Origin of the sequence: Thiofilum flexile DSM 14609, assembly GCF_000380185.1 — a bacterium.
GTDB lineage: Bacteria > Pseudomonadota > Gammaproteobacteria > Thiotrichales > Thiotrichaceae > Thiofilum > Thiofilum flexile.
Genome location: NZ_KB904764.1, coordinates 24720 through 44605, shown reverse-complemented (window position 1 = coordinate 44605; position 19886 = coordinate 24720). Strand labels below are relative to the sequence as shown.

The 19886-nt window shown below is 41.1% G+C and carries 18 protein-coding genes; 12 read left to right on the top strand and 6 right to left on the bottom strand.

The genetic code is table 11. The features are described 5' to 3' along the window. From A3IK_RS0108990 to A3IK_RS0108980, 3 genes are all read left to right on the top strand, one after another. On the top strand, positions 1–287 hold a 287-nt coding region (locus A3IK_RS0108990), incomplete at its 5' end, for an RNA-guided endonuclease InsQ/TnpB family protein (protein WP_020559654.1). Between the two features lie 42 nt (positions 288–329). Next, positions 330–755 (top strand): GNAT family N-acetyltransferase, encoded by a 426-nt coding sequence (locus A3IK_RS0108985; RefSeq protein ID WP_020559653.1) that lies wholly within the window; start codon positions 330–332, stop codon positions 753–755. Between the two features lie 89 nt (positions 756–844). Next, positions 845–1207, top strand: a complete 363-nt coding sequence (locus A3IK_RS0108980) for a hypothetical protein (RefSeq protein ID WP_020559652.1) — start codon at positions 845–847, stop codon at positions 1205–1207. A gap of 56 nt (positions 1208–1263) precedes the next feature. Here A3IK_RS0108980 and A3IK_RS0108975 read toward each other — a convergent pair whose 3' ends face one another. From A3IK_RS0108975 to A3IK_RS0108965, 3 genes are read right to left on the bottom strand one after another with little or no spacing between them, the layout of a single operon-like run. After that, the gene (locus tag A3IK_RS0108975) at positions 1264–2151 is read right to left on the bottom strand and encodes an FAD:protein FMN transferase (protein ID WP_020559651.1); all 888 of its coding nucleotides are present in this window, start codon (positions 2149–2151) and stop codon (positions 1264–1266) included. Continuing rightward, positions 2151–3365 carry a DUF3570 domain-containing protein gene (locus tag A3IK_RS18975; RefSeq protein WP_020559650.1) on the bottom strand — a complete coding sequence of 405 codons (1215 nt, stop codon included), beginning with the start codon at positions 3363–3365 and terminating at the stop codon, positions 2151–2153. The genes A3IK_RS0108975 and A3IK_RS18975 overlap by 1 nt, the downstream gene beginning before the upstream one ends. Next, positions 3356–3574 carry a DUF4266 domain-containing protein gene (locus tag A3IK_RS0108965; protein WP_020559649.1) on the bottom strand — a complete coding sequence of 73 codons (219 nt, stop codon included), beginning with the start codon at positions 3572–3574 and terminating at the stop codon, positions 3356–3358. The genes A3IK_RS18975 and A3IK_RS0108965 overlap by 10 nt, the downstream gene beginning before the upstream one ends. A gap of 38 nt (positions 3575–3612) precedes the next feature. Between A3IK_RS0108965 and A3IK_RS18970 the strand changes: the two genes are divergently transcribed. After that, positions 3613–4467: a methyltransferase domain-containing protein gene (locus tag A3IK_RS18970; RefSeq protein ID WP_020559648.1), complete on the top strand. Its 855-nt coding sequence runs from the start codon at positions 3613–3615 to the stop codon at positions 4465–4467. On the opposite strand, the gene A3IK_RS0108955 is transcribed toward A3IK_RS18970, so the two are convergent. Both A3IK_RS0108955 and dsbD read right to left on the bottom strand, forming a co-directional pair. Further along, positions 4445–4897: a TlpA disulfide reductase family protein gene (locus tag A3IK_RS0108955; protein ID WP_020559647.1), complete on the bottom strand. Its 453-nt coding sequence runs from the start codon at positions 4895–4897 to the stop codon at positions 4445–4447. The genes A3IK_RS18970 and A3IK_RS0108955 overlap by 23 nt on opposite strands. A 360-nt stretch (positions 4898–5257) precedes the next feature. Beyond that, positions 5258–7186, bottom strand: coding sequence for a protein-disulfide reductase DsbD (gene dsbD / locus A3IK_RS0108950; protein ID WP_020559646.1), 1929 nt, complete (start codon positions 7184–7186; stop codon positions 5258–5260). Between the two features lie 158 nt (positions 7187–7344). Here dsbD and A3IK_RS0108945 point away from each other — a divergent pair, with 158 nt between their 5' ends. The 8 genes from A3IK_RS0108945 to A3IK_RS0108910 all read left to right on the top strand — a co-directional run bounded on the left by A3IK_RS0108945 (position 7345) and on the right by A3IK_RS0108910 (position 19244). Further along, on the top strand, positions 7345–8985 hold the full coding sequence (locus tag A3IK_RS0108945) for a hypothetical protein (protein ID WP_020559645.1): 1641 nt from the start codon (positions 7345–7347) through the stop codon (positions 8983–8985). A 106-nt stretch (positions 8986–9091) separates the two neighbouring features. After that, complete coding sequence (locus A3IK_RS0108940) at positions 9092–10627, top strand: hypothetical protein (protein WP_020559644.1); 1536 nt, start codon at positions 9092–9094, stop codon at positions 10625–10627. Positions 10628–10760: 133 nt separating this feature from the next. Beyond that, a complete protein-coding gene (locus tag A3IK_RS0108935; RefSeq protein WP_020559643.1) occupies positions 10761–11909 on the top strand; it encodes a glycosyltransferase in 1149 nt (382 codons plus the stop codon). A 436-nt stretch (positions 11910–12345) separates the two neighbouring features. Continuing rightward, positions 12346–14451, top strand: coding sequence for a dynamin family protein (locus A3IK_RS0108930; RefSeq protein WP_020559642.1), 2106 nt, complete (start codon positions 12346–12348; stop codon positions 14449–14451). Continuing rightward, positions 14448–15092 carry a hypothetical protein gene (locus A3IK_RS0108925; RefSeq protein WP_020559641.1) on the top strand — a complete coding sequence of 215 codons (645 nt, stop codon included), beginning with the start codon at positions 14448–14450 and terminating at the stop codon, positions 15090–15092. The genes A3IK_RS0108930 and A3IK_RS0108925 overlap by 4 nt, the downstream gene beginning before the upstream one ends. Then, positions 15085–18189, top strand: a complete 3105-nt coding sequence (locus tag A3IK_RS0108920) for an ATP-binding protein (protein WP_020559640.1) — start codon at positions 15085–15087, stop codon at positions 18187–18189. Before A3IK_RS0108925 ends, A3IK_RS0108920 begins: the two co-directional genes overlap by 8 nt. Then, the gene (locus tag A3IK_RS0108915; RefSeq protein ID WP_020559639.1) at positions 18182–18853 is read left to right on the top strand and encodes an HNH/ENDO VII family nuclease; all 672 of its coding nucleotides are present in this window, start codon (positions 18182–18184) and stop codon (positions 18851–18853) included. Before A3IK_RS0108920 ends, A3IK_RS0108915 begins: the two co-directional genes overlap by 8 nt. Beyond that, positions 18846–19244, top strand: coding sequence for an SMI1/KNR4 family protein (locus tag A3IK_RS0108910; RefSeq protein ID WP_020559638.1), 399 nt, complete (start codon positions 18846–18848; stop codon positions 19242–19244). Before A3IK_RS0108915 ends, A3IK_RS0108910 begins: the two co-directional genes overlap by 8 nt. A gap of 127 nt (positions 19245–19371) precedes the next feature. On the opposite strand, the gene A3IK_RS0108905 is transcribed toward A3IK_RS0108910, so the two are convergent. Further along, on the bottom strand, positions 19372–19866 hold the full coding sequence (locus A3IK_RS0108905; protein WP_110690388.1) for an Lrp/AsnC family transcriptional regulator: 495 nt from the start codon (positions 19864–19866) through the stop codon (positions 19372–19374). Between the last annotated feature and the right edge of the window lie 20 nt (positions 19867–19886).

The following is a 19886-nucleotide window of genomic DNA, read 5'->3' as shown; positions in this document are numbered from 1 at the left end:
CAAAGTCTGTCTTAGATGCGGGTTGGTTTATGCTCAAAACACAACTGAAATATAAAGCGAGTGCGCGGTCGGGTGTGTTTCTAGAAGTCAATGAAAAGTACACTACCCAAACCTGCTCGTGTTGCGGCTGTATCAGCCCTAATAGTCCGAAAGGTAGAGCAGGTCTTGGAATAAGAGAATGGTCTTGCCCTGAGTGTGGGGTACTGCATGATAGAGATATTAATGCAGCCAAGAACATTCTCGCGCTCGGATATGAGCGTCTGGCAGCAGGAATCCCTGTCCTTTAGGTCGGGGAGGATGTCAAATCACCACCGTTGAGTACTTCGATTATGTTACGTCTATCAATTCGTGCTGCGACGGCTAAAGATGCTCCTGCCGTTGCCAGCTTACTCGTGCAATTGGGCTATAACACTTCAGCCGAGCAATTAAAACCCTTATTAAATCAACCGAATGAGCAAAGCATTGACGTTGCAGTATTAGATAATAAAATAGTCGGGATCATTAGCTTGATTTACTTTGATTATCTTCCTAGCGTAGAAAAATACTGCCGTATTACCACCCTAGTGGTCGATGAGGGATTACGCGGTTGGGGAATTGGTAAGCATTTAATAACCCATGCACAACAATGCGCTTTAGCCCATAATTGTCAAATATTAGAACTCACAACGGGCTTACAACGTGCTGATGCACAGGCCTTTTATGAGCATTTGGGTTTTAAACAGGTGTCTTATAAATATACTAGACGCCTGCCATAATCCAATTAATGTCAAGGTGCGATTCAGCTTACTGCGGCTAAATTGTGTCTTATTTTTGCTACATCAATGAAGAGAAGAGCCTAAACTCCATGACAACCATTATGACTCAAGTCCAAACCGAAGCACTCGTGAGACTCATGCTAGCCGCGCGTTATCAAGATAAGCGTCTATCACTAGCAGAAGAAGAGACCTTTAAACAGCTCTTAAATACCCTGCAATGGGATTCCATGAAAGAAATCGGGCTATTTGCGATGCGCGAAACCGCCGTCGTGCGCAATGCTTTAATCAGTGAAGCAGCCTTTGATTCGTTTATCAATACGCAATGTGCGGTACTTAGAAATAGCGACCTAAAAGCTCAATGTATGGAAATGCTAGAAGCGGTTATTAAAGCCGATGGCGAAGATAGCCGTGAAAATGTGTTCCTGCAAAAAGTTAGTGCTGCATTAAGTTAATCTGTTATTTTTCAAGCCGTGTCTATGTTTATTATTGCACGGCTATTTTCAGCCTATCACCACTGCACCCAAAACGGACGCTGGCTTTTCCTTAAAAAAGCCTCCGCATCCTCGCCTTGTAACATTGCCAAAGTAGTTAATAATCCCGCCTCAGTACAGCTCGGAGCAGCGACCGTCACCGAGCGCGGTGCATGACTAATAGGCCAACCACTACGCGCATCAAGTAAATGGCTATAACGCTTACCCTCTACTTCAATAAAGCGAAAACTATCTCCACTCGTAGCCATGCCGCCTTGTAATAAAGGCACAGTTTGCCATACCTGCCCTATCTGTTCGCAATCCTCAATGCCAATCTGCCACGCTGTTCCTATAGCCCGCCGATCCGAGGTGGCAATATCGCCCCCTAGATTAATCAGACAAGGCGCTAACCCCATCTCACGTGCCAGTTCAGCACAACGATCTGCCGCATACTCCTTACCTATTCCGCCTAAATCGAGCTGCATCCCTGCACGCATTGCAACAGTATTAGGCGTCAAACTCACTTTATCCCAGCCGATCATGGGCAAAAGCTCATCAATTTGTGTTTGAGTGGGCAATACCGTTTGCCCTTTAAACGACCATACGTGCCGCAATATTCCACTCGTAGCGTCAAAGCGCCCCTCACTCCATTGCCACAATCCCTGTGCTACTTGCAACAATTGATAAGTCTCGGAGTCAATAGGCGTTATCTGCCCCGCCTGTTGATTGATTTGGCTGAGTACTGAATCTGTTTGATAGCGCGAGTATTTAGCCTCGATGCGCCAAACCTCTTGCGCTAAACGCAATAAACTAGCATTAGCCTCCTCATAAGACACATCGCTTTCTAGCAAAATCACGCACGGACTACCCATAGCCTGAAAATACCCAGCCCAACCCGACTCAGTAGGCAATACCTGCCACTGCACTAAAACTTGACTCCTAGGGAGAGTATCACCGCCTCAAAACCCGGATTAGCGCTTAAGCCTGCTTGCCCTGCTGTTAGCTCTGTGGCCTTGGGCTTTTGCTTGTAATATTCACCCGTAATACGCCACTCTTTGTCCTTGCTGCCTTGCCAACGATAAGTTGCCCCTACGGTATAGGCATCAAACGTTGCTAGACGATAATCAGCGGAAGCATATTGTGGTAAGGCATCGGTGGTGAGTAGTTGGGATTTATAAAAATCAGCCGCTTTTTGATGGTAAAAGCGCACACTAGGCTCAATACTGCGCTCATTACTGAGAGCAAAACGTATGGCTTGTTCGGCGGTGAAGGAGTCCGTTCCCCAATCATCTTGATGGAAGCGCAGGCTACTCGTCAGAGTGGTCTTATCCCCTGCTTTGTATTTCAATGCGCCATAAAAGGTATGACCTTTACGGGTATCCGGGCGGGACTCATAGCGATTCCCGCTCACGACACCAGCGGGTGTGGTGATGCTGATATATTTATACGGATCATTGAGATAGCCCGATACTTGGCTATAGCTATAATTGAGCTGAGCTATAGCGCGTTTAGACAATACTTGCGTCACTCCTAGCATTAGCTCGCCCGTCTTTTTAGTGTCATCCCCTTCCCGATTACTGCCAGCTAAGGATAACGGTACGGGTTTACCCTCAATAGGCTGTACCTGATCATAACCCAAAGCCAAGCCTGCACTTAAGGTGGTGTTTTTATTATTAAGATAACGGCTTACCGTGCTATTCACGCCCGTGTGTAGATAGTCTTGCTCTTTAGATAAGGACACGCCGCTATTATGCCGCCAGTGCTCATTGATCCCTTTATCCCACTGCACGCCACCAGAGACACGTAGGTCTTTAAAACTATCATCTAAGGGTAAAGTACCCGCCGGAATAGTAATTGTTTTACCAGAAGGGCTAGTCATAGTTTGGGCTTGATAGCTTGGAGCCACCCCTAAAGGCGAAGCGCCAGTCAGTGCATCAACACCTGCAGTGACGGTCAGCTTATCGCCCTCATCATTTTCACGTTTGCCCTGATATTTAACACTACCGGCCTGCACCCGATCATCGGATTCACCATAATAGAGTAAAGCCGCATCATGTTCCCATTGTGTAGCTTGAGCACTCGACGTACCGGCTAACGTTGCGGCGGCTAAGGCTAAGGATTGCCAAGTAGTTAGTTGCATCCACAGCCTCCTCCAGCAATTGAGCGCCCACCACTCGTGGCCTCTTTGGAAAAATAGATATGATCAGCGATACTGTCTTTTGTGGCATCATAGCCAAAGGTCATGGCAGGCTCCGCCAATACGCCGCGCTCCCACGGCTTAACCGCTGGATTAGCACAGGCTGTGAGACTGCAAACTAGCAATACTGGCAAAGCAATTCGTATTAGCATAGCGCTTAACACTCGTTCATAGGGATTTAGAAAATAGTATGTTTAGTATATCACAAACCCCACTCATCCATGAGAGCGCTATTATCGATTGTCGTACTGAGGCTGACTTTCTAGCAGGTCATAAAAGGGGGGCTATTTCTATTCCTGCGGCTGAATTATTTGCTCGCATGCACGAATTGCCCATGCGCTCTACTCCATTGGAATTATGGGTCGATGTCAGCAGCAAAACCACCGCACAAGATTTTTTAAGTACTAAGGGCTATACCCTCACCCAAACCCTAATCTGGTCTGAAGCTTTAGCACAAACTTTACAGCTAACCGGACAATGGGCGACGGGGGCAGCACAGCATACTTTATGGCAACCGGCTCCGCTAATTGAGCGTTTTGTGACGGATATAATGCCACGCTATAAAATTCCAGCGGGTAAAGGCTTAGATTTGGGCTGTGGTGCTGGACGTGATTTAGTCTATTTAGCGCAGCACGGCTGGCAAATGACGGGGATTGATCATTTAAGCGGTGCATTACAGCGCACACAAGATTTAGCGGCACATAATCAGGTTACTGTTACTACGCTACAAATGGATTTAGAAACGTCTGATAATCAATTAGCCACTCTAACTCCTCACTCATTTGATTTAATTTATGGAGTACGCTATTTACATCGCCCCCTATTCTCTATTATTCCCACCTTATTAAAACCCAAAGGTGTTTTTTTATATCAAACCTTTATGGAAGGCTGTGAAGTATTAGGCGGCCCACGTAATCCTAAATTTTTGCTAAAGCACGGTGAATTAGCCCATTTATTCCACCATGCTGATATTATTTTAGATCACATTGACTATCTAAACGACGGACGCCCACTCAGTGCTTTTATTTCCGTAATGCCTTATTAAGTTCAGCCTCATATTGCATCACTTTAGTCAGTTTAAAACCCTGATGCATATATAGCTTTTTACCATTACGATCAAAAATAATCGTGCTCGGCATGCCCGGAATATTATAATAACTAGGATAATCACCCTTAGGATCATAAATAATAGGGAATTTAGCCGGAATCTGCGCTAAAAAGCGCTTAGCATCGGCGCTATCTTCATCCACATTCACTCCAATAACCACCAAACCCTGAGCCGATTTTTCTCGTACCATTTTATTCAGCCATGGAAACGAGTTTTTACAAGGTGGACACCAAGACGCCCAGAAATCCACCATAACCACTTTACCTTTATACGGGCTAAGATCCAGTGGTTTCCCATTGGCTTGGACACTACTTATACCTAGTGCCAACAACAAGCAACTATAGCTTAATACCTTTGACAGAGACATACTTAAATCCTTGAGTCACTTAGCATACCTTCAATCTCACCATAAAATGCACAATAGTCAAGTGCTCTGAAAACTAGGTACTTAGTTCAGCAGCTCATTAGTTGAGCCATTAATTGGATAGAATTCATTTGAAAATCAGCTTTTTAACTAATTTCTTGCTCGTTATTATATAATATAATCAATAACTTAAAATTATTTATCACTACAGTGGATTAAAAAGCTAATTTCATTAGTCAAGTACTATCTTACTGATATTCACTACTATTTTTGTGACATTTTTCACAAAAATATATATGAACGTATTCTGAATGAATTCAAGGTCGCTACCAGAGCGACGCTTGATTTATCTTTAGTACTTTATCAGTCTTGTAATTGACGCAAATGCGCAGTGAAGCGTTCTGGTTTAATAAAGCCAATCTGCTGCCATTCTCGATGTTCCTTAGAATTTTTATCAAAAAATAAAATAGCGGGAGGCCCCATTAACTTAAAATGCTTCAATATGGCCTTATCGTCTGCCGTATTTTTTGTAACATCAACCTGCAATAAGACAAAGCGACTCAGCTCAGCCTGTACCGTTGGATCGCTAAAAGTATATTTTTCCATTTCCTTACAAGAAATACACCAATCAGCATAAAAATCTAATAAGACTAATTTACCTTTTGCACTCACTAATGCTTGATTGAGTTGCTCTAAATTAGCAACACGCTGAAACTGTACTTGAGTATGGTTCGCTTGATTTGAGACTAGTGGACGTAAAGGGTTAACAATATCATTACCCCCTAATGCCCCACCAATAAGGATTAAAATACCTTGAACCAATAAAGCTAGTGCTAAACCTTTCCATAGTTTTACTCCATTAGAAGCTAATACAGATAAGGTTGTCACAGCCCCCATATACACCGCAGTGACAATGAATAATAATCCCCATAGCAGCATATAAATAGTGCTAGGTAATACTCGTTCTAATAGATATAAGGCAACTGCTAATAATAATACGCCAAATACCGCCTTAACGGTTTCCATCCAAGAGCCTGCTTTAGGTAGCCATTTTCCTGCTGACGTACCGATTAATAATAAAGGCAGCCCCATACCAATACTTAAAGAAAATAGCGCAATGCCACCTAATAAAGCATTACCTGTCTGGCTAATATACATTAATGCTCCCGCTAAGGGTGCAGCCACACAAGGCCCTACAATGAGCGCTGATAAAACACCCATTATCGCCACTCCAATTAAAGTACCGCCCTGCTGTTGATTACTGAGCTGATTCAATTTAGTTTGCCAATGAGCCGGTATTTGCAGTTCATAAAACCCAAACATTGACAAAGCCAAGAGCACAAAAAATAAAGCAAACGTGCTAATTACCCATGGATTCTGAAAGGTAGCTTGTAAATTCCCACCAAATAGCCCGGCTAATAAACCGACTAGGGTATAAGTAGCTGCCATCGCTAATACATAAGTAAGCGATAGTAAAAACGCTTTACGGGTACTGAGATCTTTTTGTCCGGCAATAATACCGGATAAAATTGGAATCATAGGAAATACGCAGGGTGTGAAACTCAGTAATAAACCGAATCCCAAAAAACTCAGCATAATCCATAAAATCTTCCCATCGGCTAGGATATTAGCGATTTGATTGGTTTCGGATAAAACCACATTACTTCCGCTATTATTGCTATTATTATCTAGCGTTGTTGCAGCAGGGCTAGGCGAGGCTACTGCTACCGCCCGATTAGGCTGCGAACCTGCAACGGGTAGAGTGGTTTCATTGAATACTAAATCATTGGCATCCATGACTTGCCCAGCCATCAGTGCTGGAGCGGTGGCTAAAAATCCTTTACGTTCGGGTGGATAACAAACTCCCAGTTTTTCAAAACACCCCTGCCATACTATTTCTAATAGAAAGCTAGCTGCCTGATTATCCACACGCGTTAATGGAAGCGTTACATCGACTTGATTATAAAGCGCCTGTACCGTACCAAAAGCAGGATCTTGCTTAATTTCACCGGCTGGTACTTTAAGCTCACCGGCTGTAAAACCTTTGGCATCTAAGAGATTTAATTGAAATTTTTCTCGATATAAGTAGTACCCTGGAGCAATAGTCCAACCTACCGCAATTTGTTTACCATCATAAATAGGGGGCTTAATTTGAAAGGCTTGATCGACCTCTAAAATGTCGTCTCCAACGGTATTATTGCCTAGTAAATTAGAAAGTAAACTATTCGCTGCTAGATTAGTTCCTACTAAACACAGCGAGATTAATAATACTAGGCGTAAGACTATTAACATGCATAACTCCATTAATTAATTCTGAACTCAAGCGGCTCTTAATATTTTAAAAATCAAAAAATCAGTTACTCAGGTTATCTGTCATCTAATACTCGCTGATGATTCCTAACCCATGTTATACTGAGATACTATAGATAATAAAAAACAAGGACCCCGCTATGGCGCTGGCAGAACAAACATCACTCTACCTCATTCCCACCTCAGAAGCGAAAGCACGGGAATGGGTACAGCAGTTACCATTGACTGATATCGGTGAAACCACCAAGCGCCTCTATAATGGATTAATTGATCTTAATCATCGGGTACTACCCTCAGTTACACGTATTAAAATCAGTGAAATACTCCGTCCGGCGATGGATCTAGCCCTAAGTAATCTACAGCATCACCTCACCTACCGCACCTTTCCCTTACCCAAGAAGGGACAACGTATTTTTGACTTGAATCAAGCCCTGCTCTTAGAGTTTGCCGGCTCCTATCAACTCGCCGCTTTGGATATGCTGACCCGCAATGAGATTTCTAAGAAGGGCTTACAGATTGCTATTTATCGCGCCTTAGATTATATGGGACAAGTGTTACTCAGTAGTTATGCGGTTTATGTACGCACGCGCGATACGCTTTGGCATGATATTCATCAACTTTATTTAGTCGCGAGTGAACAAGGGCTTGATCAAGTCGCATTTGCCGCCGGACGCGCTAGTGCTCCTAGCATTACAGCACGCTATATGCAGATGAATGCGCTGGCTCTAGCTCGCCCTTATAGTTTACGCCAAGATGAAATTTTAAAAATAGCGCGTTACTTAGAGACCGATGCAGCCTATATGGCACTGAGCCAAGAGCCTCCCTCCACCGCTCAAGACTATGTGCATGCGATTATACTCAACTCGGATGAACCTGCGGTCATTATGCCGGTCGGTGATCTACCCCGCTCCCCGACGGTTCGAGTATTAGATTTAACGCGCCTAATTAAAGAATTAGAAACCCAAATGTCGCTCAATCAAACAGGCCCTGCGAGTATTGTGGTGAAAGAGGGGCTGAGTCGTAATTTAGCCCAACGGCTCATTCAGCATTACACGACGGTCTGTAATCGCAGCTTTAATCGCTTCCCTAAAAATGAGCCGATTACTATGGTGACACGTCTACCTGAAATTCTTAGCGTGCTCTCGCGTAATACGGCTGAATATGGTCAGGATAGCCGTGATGATGAAGACTTATTGTTTGGCTCTAGTAGCAAACCACGCTCTATTGGGCAAGTGATTCGCCATGAAACCGAGGTCAATGTGCAATATTGGCAGGTGATGAATAGTAGTGTGAGTGGTTATGGCCTACAGTGGCCTCATGGTGAATTATCCGGCGCACGGGTGGGGGAACTGATTAGTCTACGTGATCCAAGTCAAGAGCGTAATCCGTGGATTATTGGCTCGATTAAATGGATGGAACAAAGCCGGGAGCGCGGCCTCTGTTGTGGGGTAGAGGTACTGTCTTCTAAAGTGATGCCGCTCACTATTTTACAAGTACTGAATCGCACCATTACCCAGCCCTTACCTATCGAAGGCCTAATGCTACCGAGTATTGAGGGGGTGCGCCCTGATCCCATTTTTATTCTTCCCGCTTATATCCTACAACCCGCTGATGAGGTGGTGGTACAGTTTTCAGGCCGCGAAGAGCGAGTGCGTCTCACATTATTAGATGAAACGTTGGGTGCCTTTGCTTACTTTAGATTTGAAACACTGGAAGCCAGTTTTAAGAGTAAGAGTAATATAGAAACAGAATCCTTTAACTCGCTCTGGGATGATTTATAGCCCCAACACTTTATCTTATAGTCGAGAGCGATAATCGGAAAAAAACCCTTAATCCCTGAATCGAATCTTAATCCTTGCTATGGTCTGCCTCATGAAGCGGCATACCATGATTTGTTTACTAATTGCGGTCGGGGAGCTGCCTACTGATCTTTTGGAGCAAGTGCTCGTTAATACAGGTATTTCTGTTGAGTTTGTTGTTGCTAATAATCGCGAGGCCCTTATCAAAGCACTAGCACGTGCCCCTCAACTCGTGTTTTATGCAGCCGACCAACACCAATCCCGTGGCAAATTACTTGCAAATACCCTAGCGCACTATTCATCCGATAGTTGCCTTATTCGAGTAACTCCAAATAAGTGGCATAAACCGATGCGAACCCGTCAAGGCATTGACGTGTTCACTATTGCGACTGCAGCACAGACGACACTCCATCATCAAATGGAGTTCATCCTCCACTACGCGCAATTAAAGCAAAATTTTCGGCAGGCGAAACACTTACTTTCGCTCGCTGAGCTACGCAGTCAATGGCTAGTGGAAAATGCTCAAGAAGCGTTTGCCTATATTGCCAATAATCAGCATTTATATGCGAATGCGGCCTATTTAACTTTAATGAATATCGCCTCTAGCGAAGAGGCTCAAGCGACTCACTTATCAAGCCTCATTCCCGTGGCGGATCAAAAGTTAGTCATCCCCTTGAGCACTCAGGTAGAGCGCTTAGCCCTGCCCTCACATCGTACCATTGCCTCCTTCCGCCCTATTGGCAAGGCGGTGCTACGCTGTGAAATACGCCTGACTCCAGCAGTCTATCGGGGACAGCGCTGTGCTCAATTACAAGTGACACCGATTATTCAGCCGCAACTACTCGAAAATGAGCCAGAAAATAGTGCTAATCCGTGGCAAAAACAAAACCAAGCCCTCGCTATTGCTCAAAATGAGCCGCAAAAATCACTCTTGCGTTTACAGCTCCACGAGACTCTAAATTTACATACAGCAACACTACCGGCTTTATATATTGCCAATAATCTTGCCACTACCCGTCAAGGACAGGCCTTACAACGCAATGAATTATTAAGCTTATTAGCAGATCCCCGAAAGCGGATTGAATTAGATCATTGGAACTTACAGCAAATTATTCAACGTTTGCCTACTTTGAATCAAAAAAACCCCTTAGCCACCTCCCCGCAAATATTGCTGGAATTAGGGACATGGTTTTGGAAAAGCGCCAAATTACGCACACAACTAATAAGCCAACTCAGTAGCAGCCCTTTAGCTACACAACTGATACTGGCATTGCGGTATGCGGATTTAGTGGAGTATGCCGATACCGTCAAAATGGCAGCTCCGCTAATAAAAGCCAGTGGACTACGTTTTGCGTTAATGGAGGTTACGTTTGAAAGTATTCAGCTTGCGACTTATCTCAAACTATTTAGGGTAGCACTCATTCAGTTAGCACCGGCTATTGGTGCCACTATGGCAGTGGAACGAGCGGTTCCGAATGCGCTTAATCATTTACTATTAGCGCTAAAACCTCACTCAATACCCCTTATGGTGGATGGTCTTGTGGATATTGCCTCCATGAATCGCTTATCTAGTAGCGAAGTGGGTTATTTGTATGGCCCAATACTAGAGCGCCTTTCCTCATGACCCCCTACTCTAACTGCTGGATACCCCCAGTAATCGGTAAGTTTTTTCCGAAAACTTTATGGCTCGACTACATTTAAACTAGGTTAGGACGTGGCAAGTCTTACTAACCCCTCATAAACTAAGGATAGTAATTATGGCAGCGAGTATTTATGTCATAACGAATGCAAGGACAGACAGCACGACACACGAGTTAATCAAATTACTCGACTCCCCCCTACGCGACCAATATTCGCCCTTAGTGGTTTGTTTTGCACCTTTAAACTACGAACTCAAGCGGCAATTTGAGCAAATTGCAGTTCCCGTTTGTATCATAGAGCGTGATCAGCCGCGTAAAGCGAAGATTGTATTGCAACACCTGATTCGGCATTGGCGCGAACACCCTCCGGCAGTGATTCATGGCTGGGATTATGCGGGTAATATCTTAGCTACCGTTTTGTGGCGTTTAAGTGGACGTAAAGCCCATCTCATTTGGGCCTTGCCTAATCATACGCCCCCTGAAATAAAGGGTTGGAAAGCTAGGTTAATTCTAAAATTAAACCAATGGTTATCGGATCAACCACAGCGGCTGTTATTTAAGAAAATCGAGAGTCTAAACCATCATCAGGCATTAGGTTATCAAGTGCGCTATGCCAAAGTATTAACTAAATACCCACTGGATCTGCCTGAAATATATCCTCAGCATCATTACACTCAGCGCCAAGCATTATTAAATCGGTTGCATCTATCCGACGATACCTTTTTAATCGGTTGTATAACCCGTTTTGAGCCTAGTTTTGATTATCAGACCTTACTCCAAGCGGCAGCTTTAGCGAGTTTGCACTATCCCAATATGCGCTGGATTTGGGCCGGTTCTGGCTTAGATTATGATAATAAAGCGCTTTATCAGCAGATAAAAAACTATGGTCTAGAGCAACATGTCTTTTTACTCGGTAATCAATCGGATAGTGAGTTAAATGATTTAGTGTCCGCTTTCGACTTGGCTACCTTAGCCAGCCGTTTAGATCATTTGCCTACCTTTTTAATCAAGGCCATGGCCTATGCTATCCCGGTGGTTGCCACTGAGGTGAAAGCCTTGAATCCTTTAGTGAATGCCACGGGTACGCTGGTTCCTCATGCTCAGCCCCAATGCTTTTCAGCAGCGTGGGGAGAGTATTACCATATGAGCCATACTGCCCGCCGTGCCTGTGGGCTACGCGCTCGGCAGCAGGTTTTAGAGCGTTATACCTTGCAATCGATAGTGGATAGTTATCAAACTATGTTTAGCCGTTTGACAACTGGATAAGACCTCATAGGAAGCTCGCTCAGCCTAGCCGAGTATGGGCTACCACTAGAGGGTAGTCCAAGAGGCCAGTTCTCTCACGATGCAATCAGTTAAACAGTCTCTCGCATACTTCGGTATTTTTATATAATACTGCCTCATATGTTCATGTGAGGTTAATATAATTTTTGTAAGTGATCTGATAAAAAACTAACACAAAGAAGGTTAAAAATATTGCAATTACTTATAATTTAAGCCATTATAAGGACTTGATAGCTGAAGTTAATAATAAAAATAATGATGAAATTATTTTAAATTTAATAGTACAAATAAAATCTTTCACCTATTAAAAACCTTTTAATAAATACTATTCAAATAATAGTATAGTAAACCACTTATGCTATTTTTTGAATACCTCTATTTATATAGGCCGCTTGCAAAATACACTAAGGAATAACAAATGATTGGTAAGCACTATAAAGCTCATAAAGACAATGTAATTGATCTTTTTAATAATTATAAAATTAAAAGAGGTGATACTAATGATGGTGTTAAAATCAATTTTCTTGAAAACAGGGTTGAATCATTAAAAAATGGGAAATTTACTCTAGCGATAGCCGGAGAAGTGAAGGCTGGTAAATCAACATTTATTAACGCGCTTTTAGGTACCGAACTTCTTCCTTCTGATGTACTTCAATCTTCTAGTACTATCGTAGAAATATTCAAATCAGAAACTCCCTCCCTAAGAGTCAAATATGCTGATGGAACCATAGAAAGCATTTCTGACGAATTGACTAGTCTCGGTATTAATGCAAAAGCACGACTGCATGAAATATGCAAAATCCATGATGAGTATCGTGAAATACCAACCCCCCTGATAGATGATTGTATTATTGCAAGTGCTGACGTCTTAAAAGTTGATGAGGATTTTATAAGGCAACTAGAACAAAAATCCAGCGAACAACTTCAGGGTAAACATAAGGTAATTGAAAAATTTATTTCCGAAAGAACTAAAGATAAAATTCCGGTAGAGATTGATTTTGGTTACCCCTTGAAGTGGGAATTTGACGAGCTTCGCATTGTTGATAGTCCGGGAGTCAATGCAACCGGTGGTGTCCAGAATGTTTCATTCCAGTTTTTTGAACAAGCCGATGCTATTTTATTTGTACACCAAATCAAACCGATTGAGTCCGAATCTTTTAGAAAATTTGTCAATTCTACCATCTCTAACCGCAGTAGAGAGACACTTTTTCTTATTTTAACCCATGCTGGACTTTACTCAAATGATGATGTGGATAGATTACATAAGGAAGCTAATCGACTATACCACAATATAATACCCGAAAATCGCATTCTGGTTGTGGACAGTTTGCTTAAGTTAATTCACTGTGATCTTAATAATGGTATTTCTGTTAAAGAAATCCAGAAATCTAACAATAAAAAGAAAATACTTTATGAGTATCTCGAACAAGCAGAGAAGGAAGAACGAGATTTAATTGATATTGTTTATGAAGGCTCTCGATTTGAGAAAATGTTTGCTGCAGTCGATGAGTTTTCCATGAAAGCACCCAATCTACAACTGCAAGAAATTTTGAGAAAAATTAAGGAGGGATACGAAGAACAGGAAAATCTCTATACCGAAAAAACGGAGAGACTAGAAAAGAAGAAGGTCAATCCCCAGCAGTTTGAAGAAGAAATAAACCGTATTAATGCAGCTCTTGAGAAGTATAAGCTTCTAACCAGAGAAACTAGAGAAGATCTGGAATCCAACTACTCTGGTAGACACTCGTCGTGGCAAAAAGATATCGATACGCTAAAAACGAAATATATTACACTCATTGCAGAAAGCAACAATATTGAAATTACCAGAAAAAATACTCTCGATGCTCTCAATGACGTAGAGAAAAAGATCGATGATTTTTCGATGGAATTAACAAAAAATCTTACAAAGGCTCTTGATGAGGCAGGCAAGCAATTCAAATCAGAATACCAAATATCTACTCCTAAAATGATCGATCTGCAGGCTTTAGAGGAAAATGCAAAGGCAAAAGCCTTTCATAAAGAAGCTATTTATGAGGATAAAATAGATGGAACAAAAACGATCTTAGGAGCTACAGGTGCAGCTTTGGCAGTAGCTGGGATAATAGCTACTCTTACAACTGGGCCTTTTGGATTTTTAGCCTATCTCGGTATAGCATCAGCAGGAGCTGCTGCAGGAGCAGGAGGAGCTAAAGCTTTTAAGAAAAAAATACAAGTAGGTACAAGAGATGTGTTTGATGAAAAAAAACACCTTGAGGAATACCGACACCAATGTAGCAATGAGCTTTCTAGTATTATCAATATCATACCGAATAAATCCAAAGAAATTCTCAATACCTACTTAAACGACTTTTCAAAAGAAATGGATTCAGTGATTAGTGATCGACAGGAAGCACTTGAAGCAGAGAAAACAAAAAAACAATCTAATGAAGACATAATTATAGAAATTAAAGAGCTAGACAGAAAAAAAAAGGATATTCAGCCAGAGAAGTTACGCTGCATAGAAGTATTGGAGGATATAAAATGAATCAGAACAATATCAAAAAAGATGTCATGATTGAATTTTCAAACCTCAAAAGTACGTTACAGCAGACATATTTAAAACCTGGCTTCAATGTCGATCAAACCAAAAATTTCCTAAAAACACATATTCCTAAAGAGATTGTTTACAAAACAGAGGTTCTTTTAGACACACAGCTAAATTACCTTATGGCTGATGCACGGGAGAGGATAAAAGGTGCCGATATCCAACTACAAAATGCATTTTTTGATGCTGATTTCCGTAAACGAGTCCATGAATGGACTAAGCAACTAGAAAATAAAATTGCACTAGAACCCGATATTGTAAGATATTTACATGATCGTCAACTAAAACAGAGCTTAATTCTCAGTGGGCTTAATTTTATTCTTGGCACTGTAACCGTAAATGTCGTTTTAGGCATTGTTGCAGGAATAGTTACTATTCTGTTATCGGCTTATGCTTTTGGTTTTTATCTTAATCAGGAAAAAGCCCGTGAAAGCATCCAGATCGATATAGATAAATACCTCGCATCCGCTCAAGAACAGGTACTTCAGTGGCTAGAAAAAGTTGGAATAGCCTTTGAAAGTGATTTTCATCACTTTTGCTCAACTCACGGCTTTATATTAGAGGGAAAATCAAATGAATAAAACAGCCCTCACTCCAGCACAAAATAGCCAACAAGCTCTTGTTGAAGCCTCACAAAAGCTTGTTCCGTGGTGGTCTTTTATCGATAAAAACATATTAAAAACACAGACCGAACAAGACCCTACCAGCTACCTTGATAGCTACTACCTTTTTCCCTTAAGCGAAATCTCTGTCAATGCTGATTACGAAAATATTCCTCAATTCATTAATGAACGCTTTCAGAATATACTAGCAGCAGCAAGTCATTCTGGATTATCAGTAGCTCTCATACTTAGCAGTAAAAACGGTAAGAGCCGAGTTTTTATTGGACTCAAAAGTGAGTCTCTCACTGAAAATGCTCCGGAGCTTTTTGAATCTATTGTGAACGGCATTTTGCCGGGAAAAAAGATTAGGTTTGATGAAACTATCAATCTATCCTCTCTTGCCGGAGGATACCATTATGGTGGTATGGTAACGGGTGTACCAGCACTGCAAAAAGAAAATAAGAAGCAAAAATTCAATTTATGCTCTGTTACCCGGAGCCTTTATGGAAAAGAATATTTACTTGCAATCCTCTCTAAACCCGTTTCTGAGATTGAAAAGCAACGATCTCTCCATGAATTAATCCAGATGAGGGATAGTTTACATATACTAGCAAAACAGACGGTGGGTGAAACCAAAGGTTCAGGAACCTCTGTGTCTGAAACCAATACTACCACCAGTGGAACATCAAAAACCGATGGATCTAGTACTGGCTTTATGAGTATTGTCGTCAATCATTCATATAATAAGTCAAGTACAGAAACCGAAAGTATATCTAAGGCCAACACGAATACTTTTTCAGAAAACCAATCTCAATCCCTTTCCATTGAACAGCAAAACGGTTATGCCTTAGAGCTAGAGAAAATCGCAAGTCACTATATCGAAAGAATGATACAGGGGTTTGGCTCAGGCTATTGGGAGACATCAATCACTTTTGCTACTCACGATAAGATCACCAGTAATATTTTAGCTGGTACTTTGGCAGGGGAGCTTTCAAAACCAGATGATAAGCTACTACCTCCTCCACGTATTTATCTAGATGCTCTTGAAAACAAAACTCTTTTTATATCAAAAATCAGCTCCGCCAATACCCTTTTTCCTAAATCATTGGCCTCATACATTACCAGTGAAGAATTATCCTATGTATCCTCTCCCCCCATAGAATCAATACCAGGTTATGAAATTCAAAAAATGCCTGCTCTTGCATTGACCGATATTAGCAGCAGCGCTGATTTAGTTTTAGGCTCTATTTCTGATCATGGCAATCCGATTCAAGGTGCTCATATTTATCTATCTGAAAGTGATTTAAATAAGCATCTTTTCGTTTGTGGTTTAACAGGAAGCGGAAAGACCACCACGGTCAAACATATTTTAAAAAACCTTGCTCAAAAAAAATCCATACCTTTCTTGGTATTAGAGTCTGCTAAACGAGACTATCGACAACTTTTAGCAAATGATGTTTTCAAAGAGAATCTAAATATATTTACCATCGGAGATGCAACTGTCAGTCCAATCCGGCTCAATCCTTTTTATATTCAGGAAGGTGTTCACCCACTAGTACATATTGATTATCTGAAAGCTATCTTTAATGCCAGCTTTTCACTTTATGGCCCTATGCCCAGTATTGTTGAAAAATGTTTGCACTCCATATATATCAAAAAAGGCTGGGATTTAACCTTAGGAATCCATCCTAATTTTATTGATAGCAAAGGTAACTATGATATAGCACGATACCAATTTGAAGAGCATTTTTATTGCTTTCCAACATTAGCAGATCTAAAAGATGAAGTTGATCATTATATCAAGACAGAACTCGACTACAAAGGAGAGCTGCGGGATAATATTCGTACTGCCATTATTGTGCGACTTGAAAGTCTGTGTGTTGGTGCAAAAGGCTTAATGTTCAATACACATGACTGCTTCTCAATAGAAAAACTTCTGTCAAAAAATACTATTCTTGAGATGGAAAGCCTTGCAGATGACGATGATAAAGCCTTTTTTGTTGGATTGACTCTAGTACTGATCAGCGAATATCGACAAAAAGAAAATCCAGCCGTAAATCCAGGAATAGGCAACAAAGGCTTACGTCATTTTATGGTTATTGAGGAGGCACATCGGCTACTTAAAAATATTGAAACCGAACGATCAACCGAGATGATGGGTAATCCAAAAGGTAAGGCAGTTGAGGTTTTCTGCAATATTCTTGCTGAAATGCGATCTTTAGGTCAAGGTGTTGCCGTTGTTGAGCAAATACCCTCAAAAATCTCTCTTGACGTGATCAAAAACTCCAATACCAAAATTGTTCATCGCCTAGTTTCAAAAGATGATCAATCACTATTAGCAGCTTCTTTGAGTATAGATGATCATGATGCACTTTATCTAAACAGGCTCAATACCGGGCATGCACTATGTCATAAAGAGGGAATGGGACGTCCAGTAGAGTGTGCTATTTTCAGTGATGTTCTCTCTCATGCAATAAGTGACGATAAAATCAAAAGATCAATGGTATCTTTGCATAAACCTTTACATAGTTATCAAGCTTATCAGATCAGCTCATTAATTGGAGAAGCAGGAAAAGAGTTAGCTATTAAACTACTAAACTCAATCATAATATCTCAATCCAATGATCTAACTAAGCTAATAGACTTAGCTAAAGATGAATTAAAAAAACAATTAACTTTAAAAGACATTCCATATCAAATAGACAATTTATTGTTTGCGGATTATTTTTCTTTACAAGTCATGGTATTGCTAAATAAAGGCATTTATTGCCGCAAGAACCCCATTCCTAGTAATTTAAAAACAACGCTTCTTAATATTTCTATAAACCCCAGTGAAGAATCCAAGGCAAAACTAGTTGATATCTTGAGCATTTTATGGAGACCTGCTTCGGCAAATCACTTCATTGAAGAGATTATTAAGAGCTTAACGATTCGCTATTTATATCAACATCAATTAGAGATTAACTTATTGGAAATTGAACGTATCATTTCATCATTCTTATTATCGAAAAACAAAGAAGTGATAAAAAATATTTCTCAAAAGATTCTAAATCATATGGAGCAGGCCCATGCTTGAACACCTCAGTGCTATTATACACAAAGGTATTGAGCCTATCAGCGAAGCTCTAAAAGAAACAACCATTAAGCACACGAATGAAACACCACTACAACTGAGTCTTGAAACAATCGAGAACACTTCACTAGAAAGCTTAAGAATACAAAATACCCTTCAAGCTATAGAAACTAGTGCTCATGAGCAAACCGAAATAAGGGACTATTCAAACTCAGAGACTAGGGGACTGACACATGAAGAAAAGCAACAAATAAGAAATGAAACAGGTTGGTCTAATGAATTGATTGATGCAATCAGATCAATGAAAGAATATGAAATATATAAAAATGCTAACCTTCAAGAGATCGAAATAAATGGTAGAAAATGTTTGGTAAAAAATGATATTGATTGGGAAAAGAAAGACTCTATGGGGCGTAGCAATCGAGAAAGAGCAGAGGCAGGTCTTTCTCCCATTACTCAAGAGGGGGATGCTATTGAGTTACACCATATCGGACAGAAGAATGATGGTCCTCTTGCCGAATTGACTCCTAACGAACATAGAGGAAAAGAAAACAATGCTATATTACACGATACTAAAAAAGAATCTGAAATAGACCGCGTTGCATTTCACAATGAACGAAGCACACACTGGAAGTCAAGAGCACATGCTGGAGAGCAAAATGCATAATATAATCAAAGCTATTGAAGAAAAATTCAAATTATACAAAACAAAAGGAGCTTCCGATGAACTTATTGCTGAAGCTGAAAGGCAGCTAAACTTACGTTTTGCTGATGACTATAAAAAATATCTTTCTCAGTTTGGAGCAATATCATTTGGCTCTACAGAATTAACAGGTTTGAATATTGATAGTTATGCCAATGTTGTAAGTGTTACACTAAAAGAAATTCAAAGAAATGCCTCCTTTCCAAAAAACTCTATTGTTTTGGAAAATACAGGTGTAGAAGGTTTACTGATACTACAAAAAGAAGATGGGGAAATATATGAATGGGTTGATGGAGAAAAAAGAGTAATCTTTCCCAGCTTAAAAGAATACTTGAAGAGCAAAATTAGCAGCTAAAATTTAACCGTGATTTAAACCACCGCATTAACTCCTTCTTTATTTAGTCGTTTGACAACCGGATAAGACCTCTTAGCAATAGCTCGCTCAGCCTAGCCTAACTGAGTGAGCCATTCCTAGGTCAATATCACTCCACATTCGCATACCTCAGTGGCAGTGCTGTAGTATCCACTATCTTATTCAACACAAACGATGATTGTACCCCTGATACCCCCGGAATACGAGTAATACGCCCTAAAAGGAGTTCATGGTAGCGCTCCATATTTGGCACCAAAACCTTGAGCTGGTAATCGGAATGATTACCTGCTACTAGATAACACTCCACCACCTCTGGAATCTCACGGATAGCCTGCTCAAATACAGCAAAGCGCTCGCTGACATGCTTATCCATACTCACCAGCAAAATCACGGTTAGATGCAAATTGATATAGCGCTCATTCAGCCGAGCGGTACGACGGCTAATCACCCCAGCCTCTTCTAGCTGTTTGACGCGCCGAGAACAAGGAGCCGCTGTCAGTCCGACTCGCTCCGCCAGCTCTTGATTCGCAATCGCCCCCTCCTCCTGCAAGATTTCTAAAATCTTCAGGTCAAAACGATCAAATACTATATTCTTGTCCATCATTATTTTCCTGCCGCAATTTT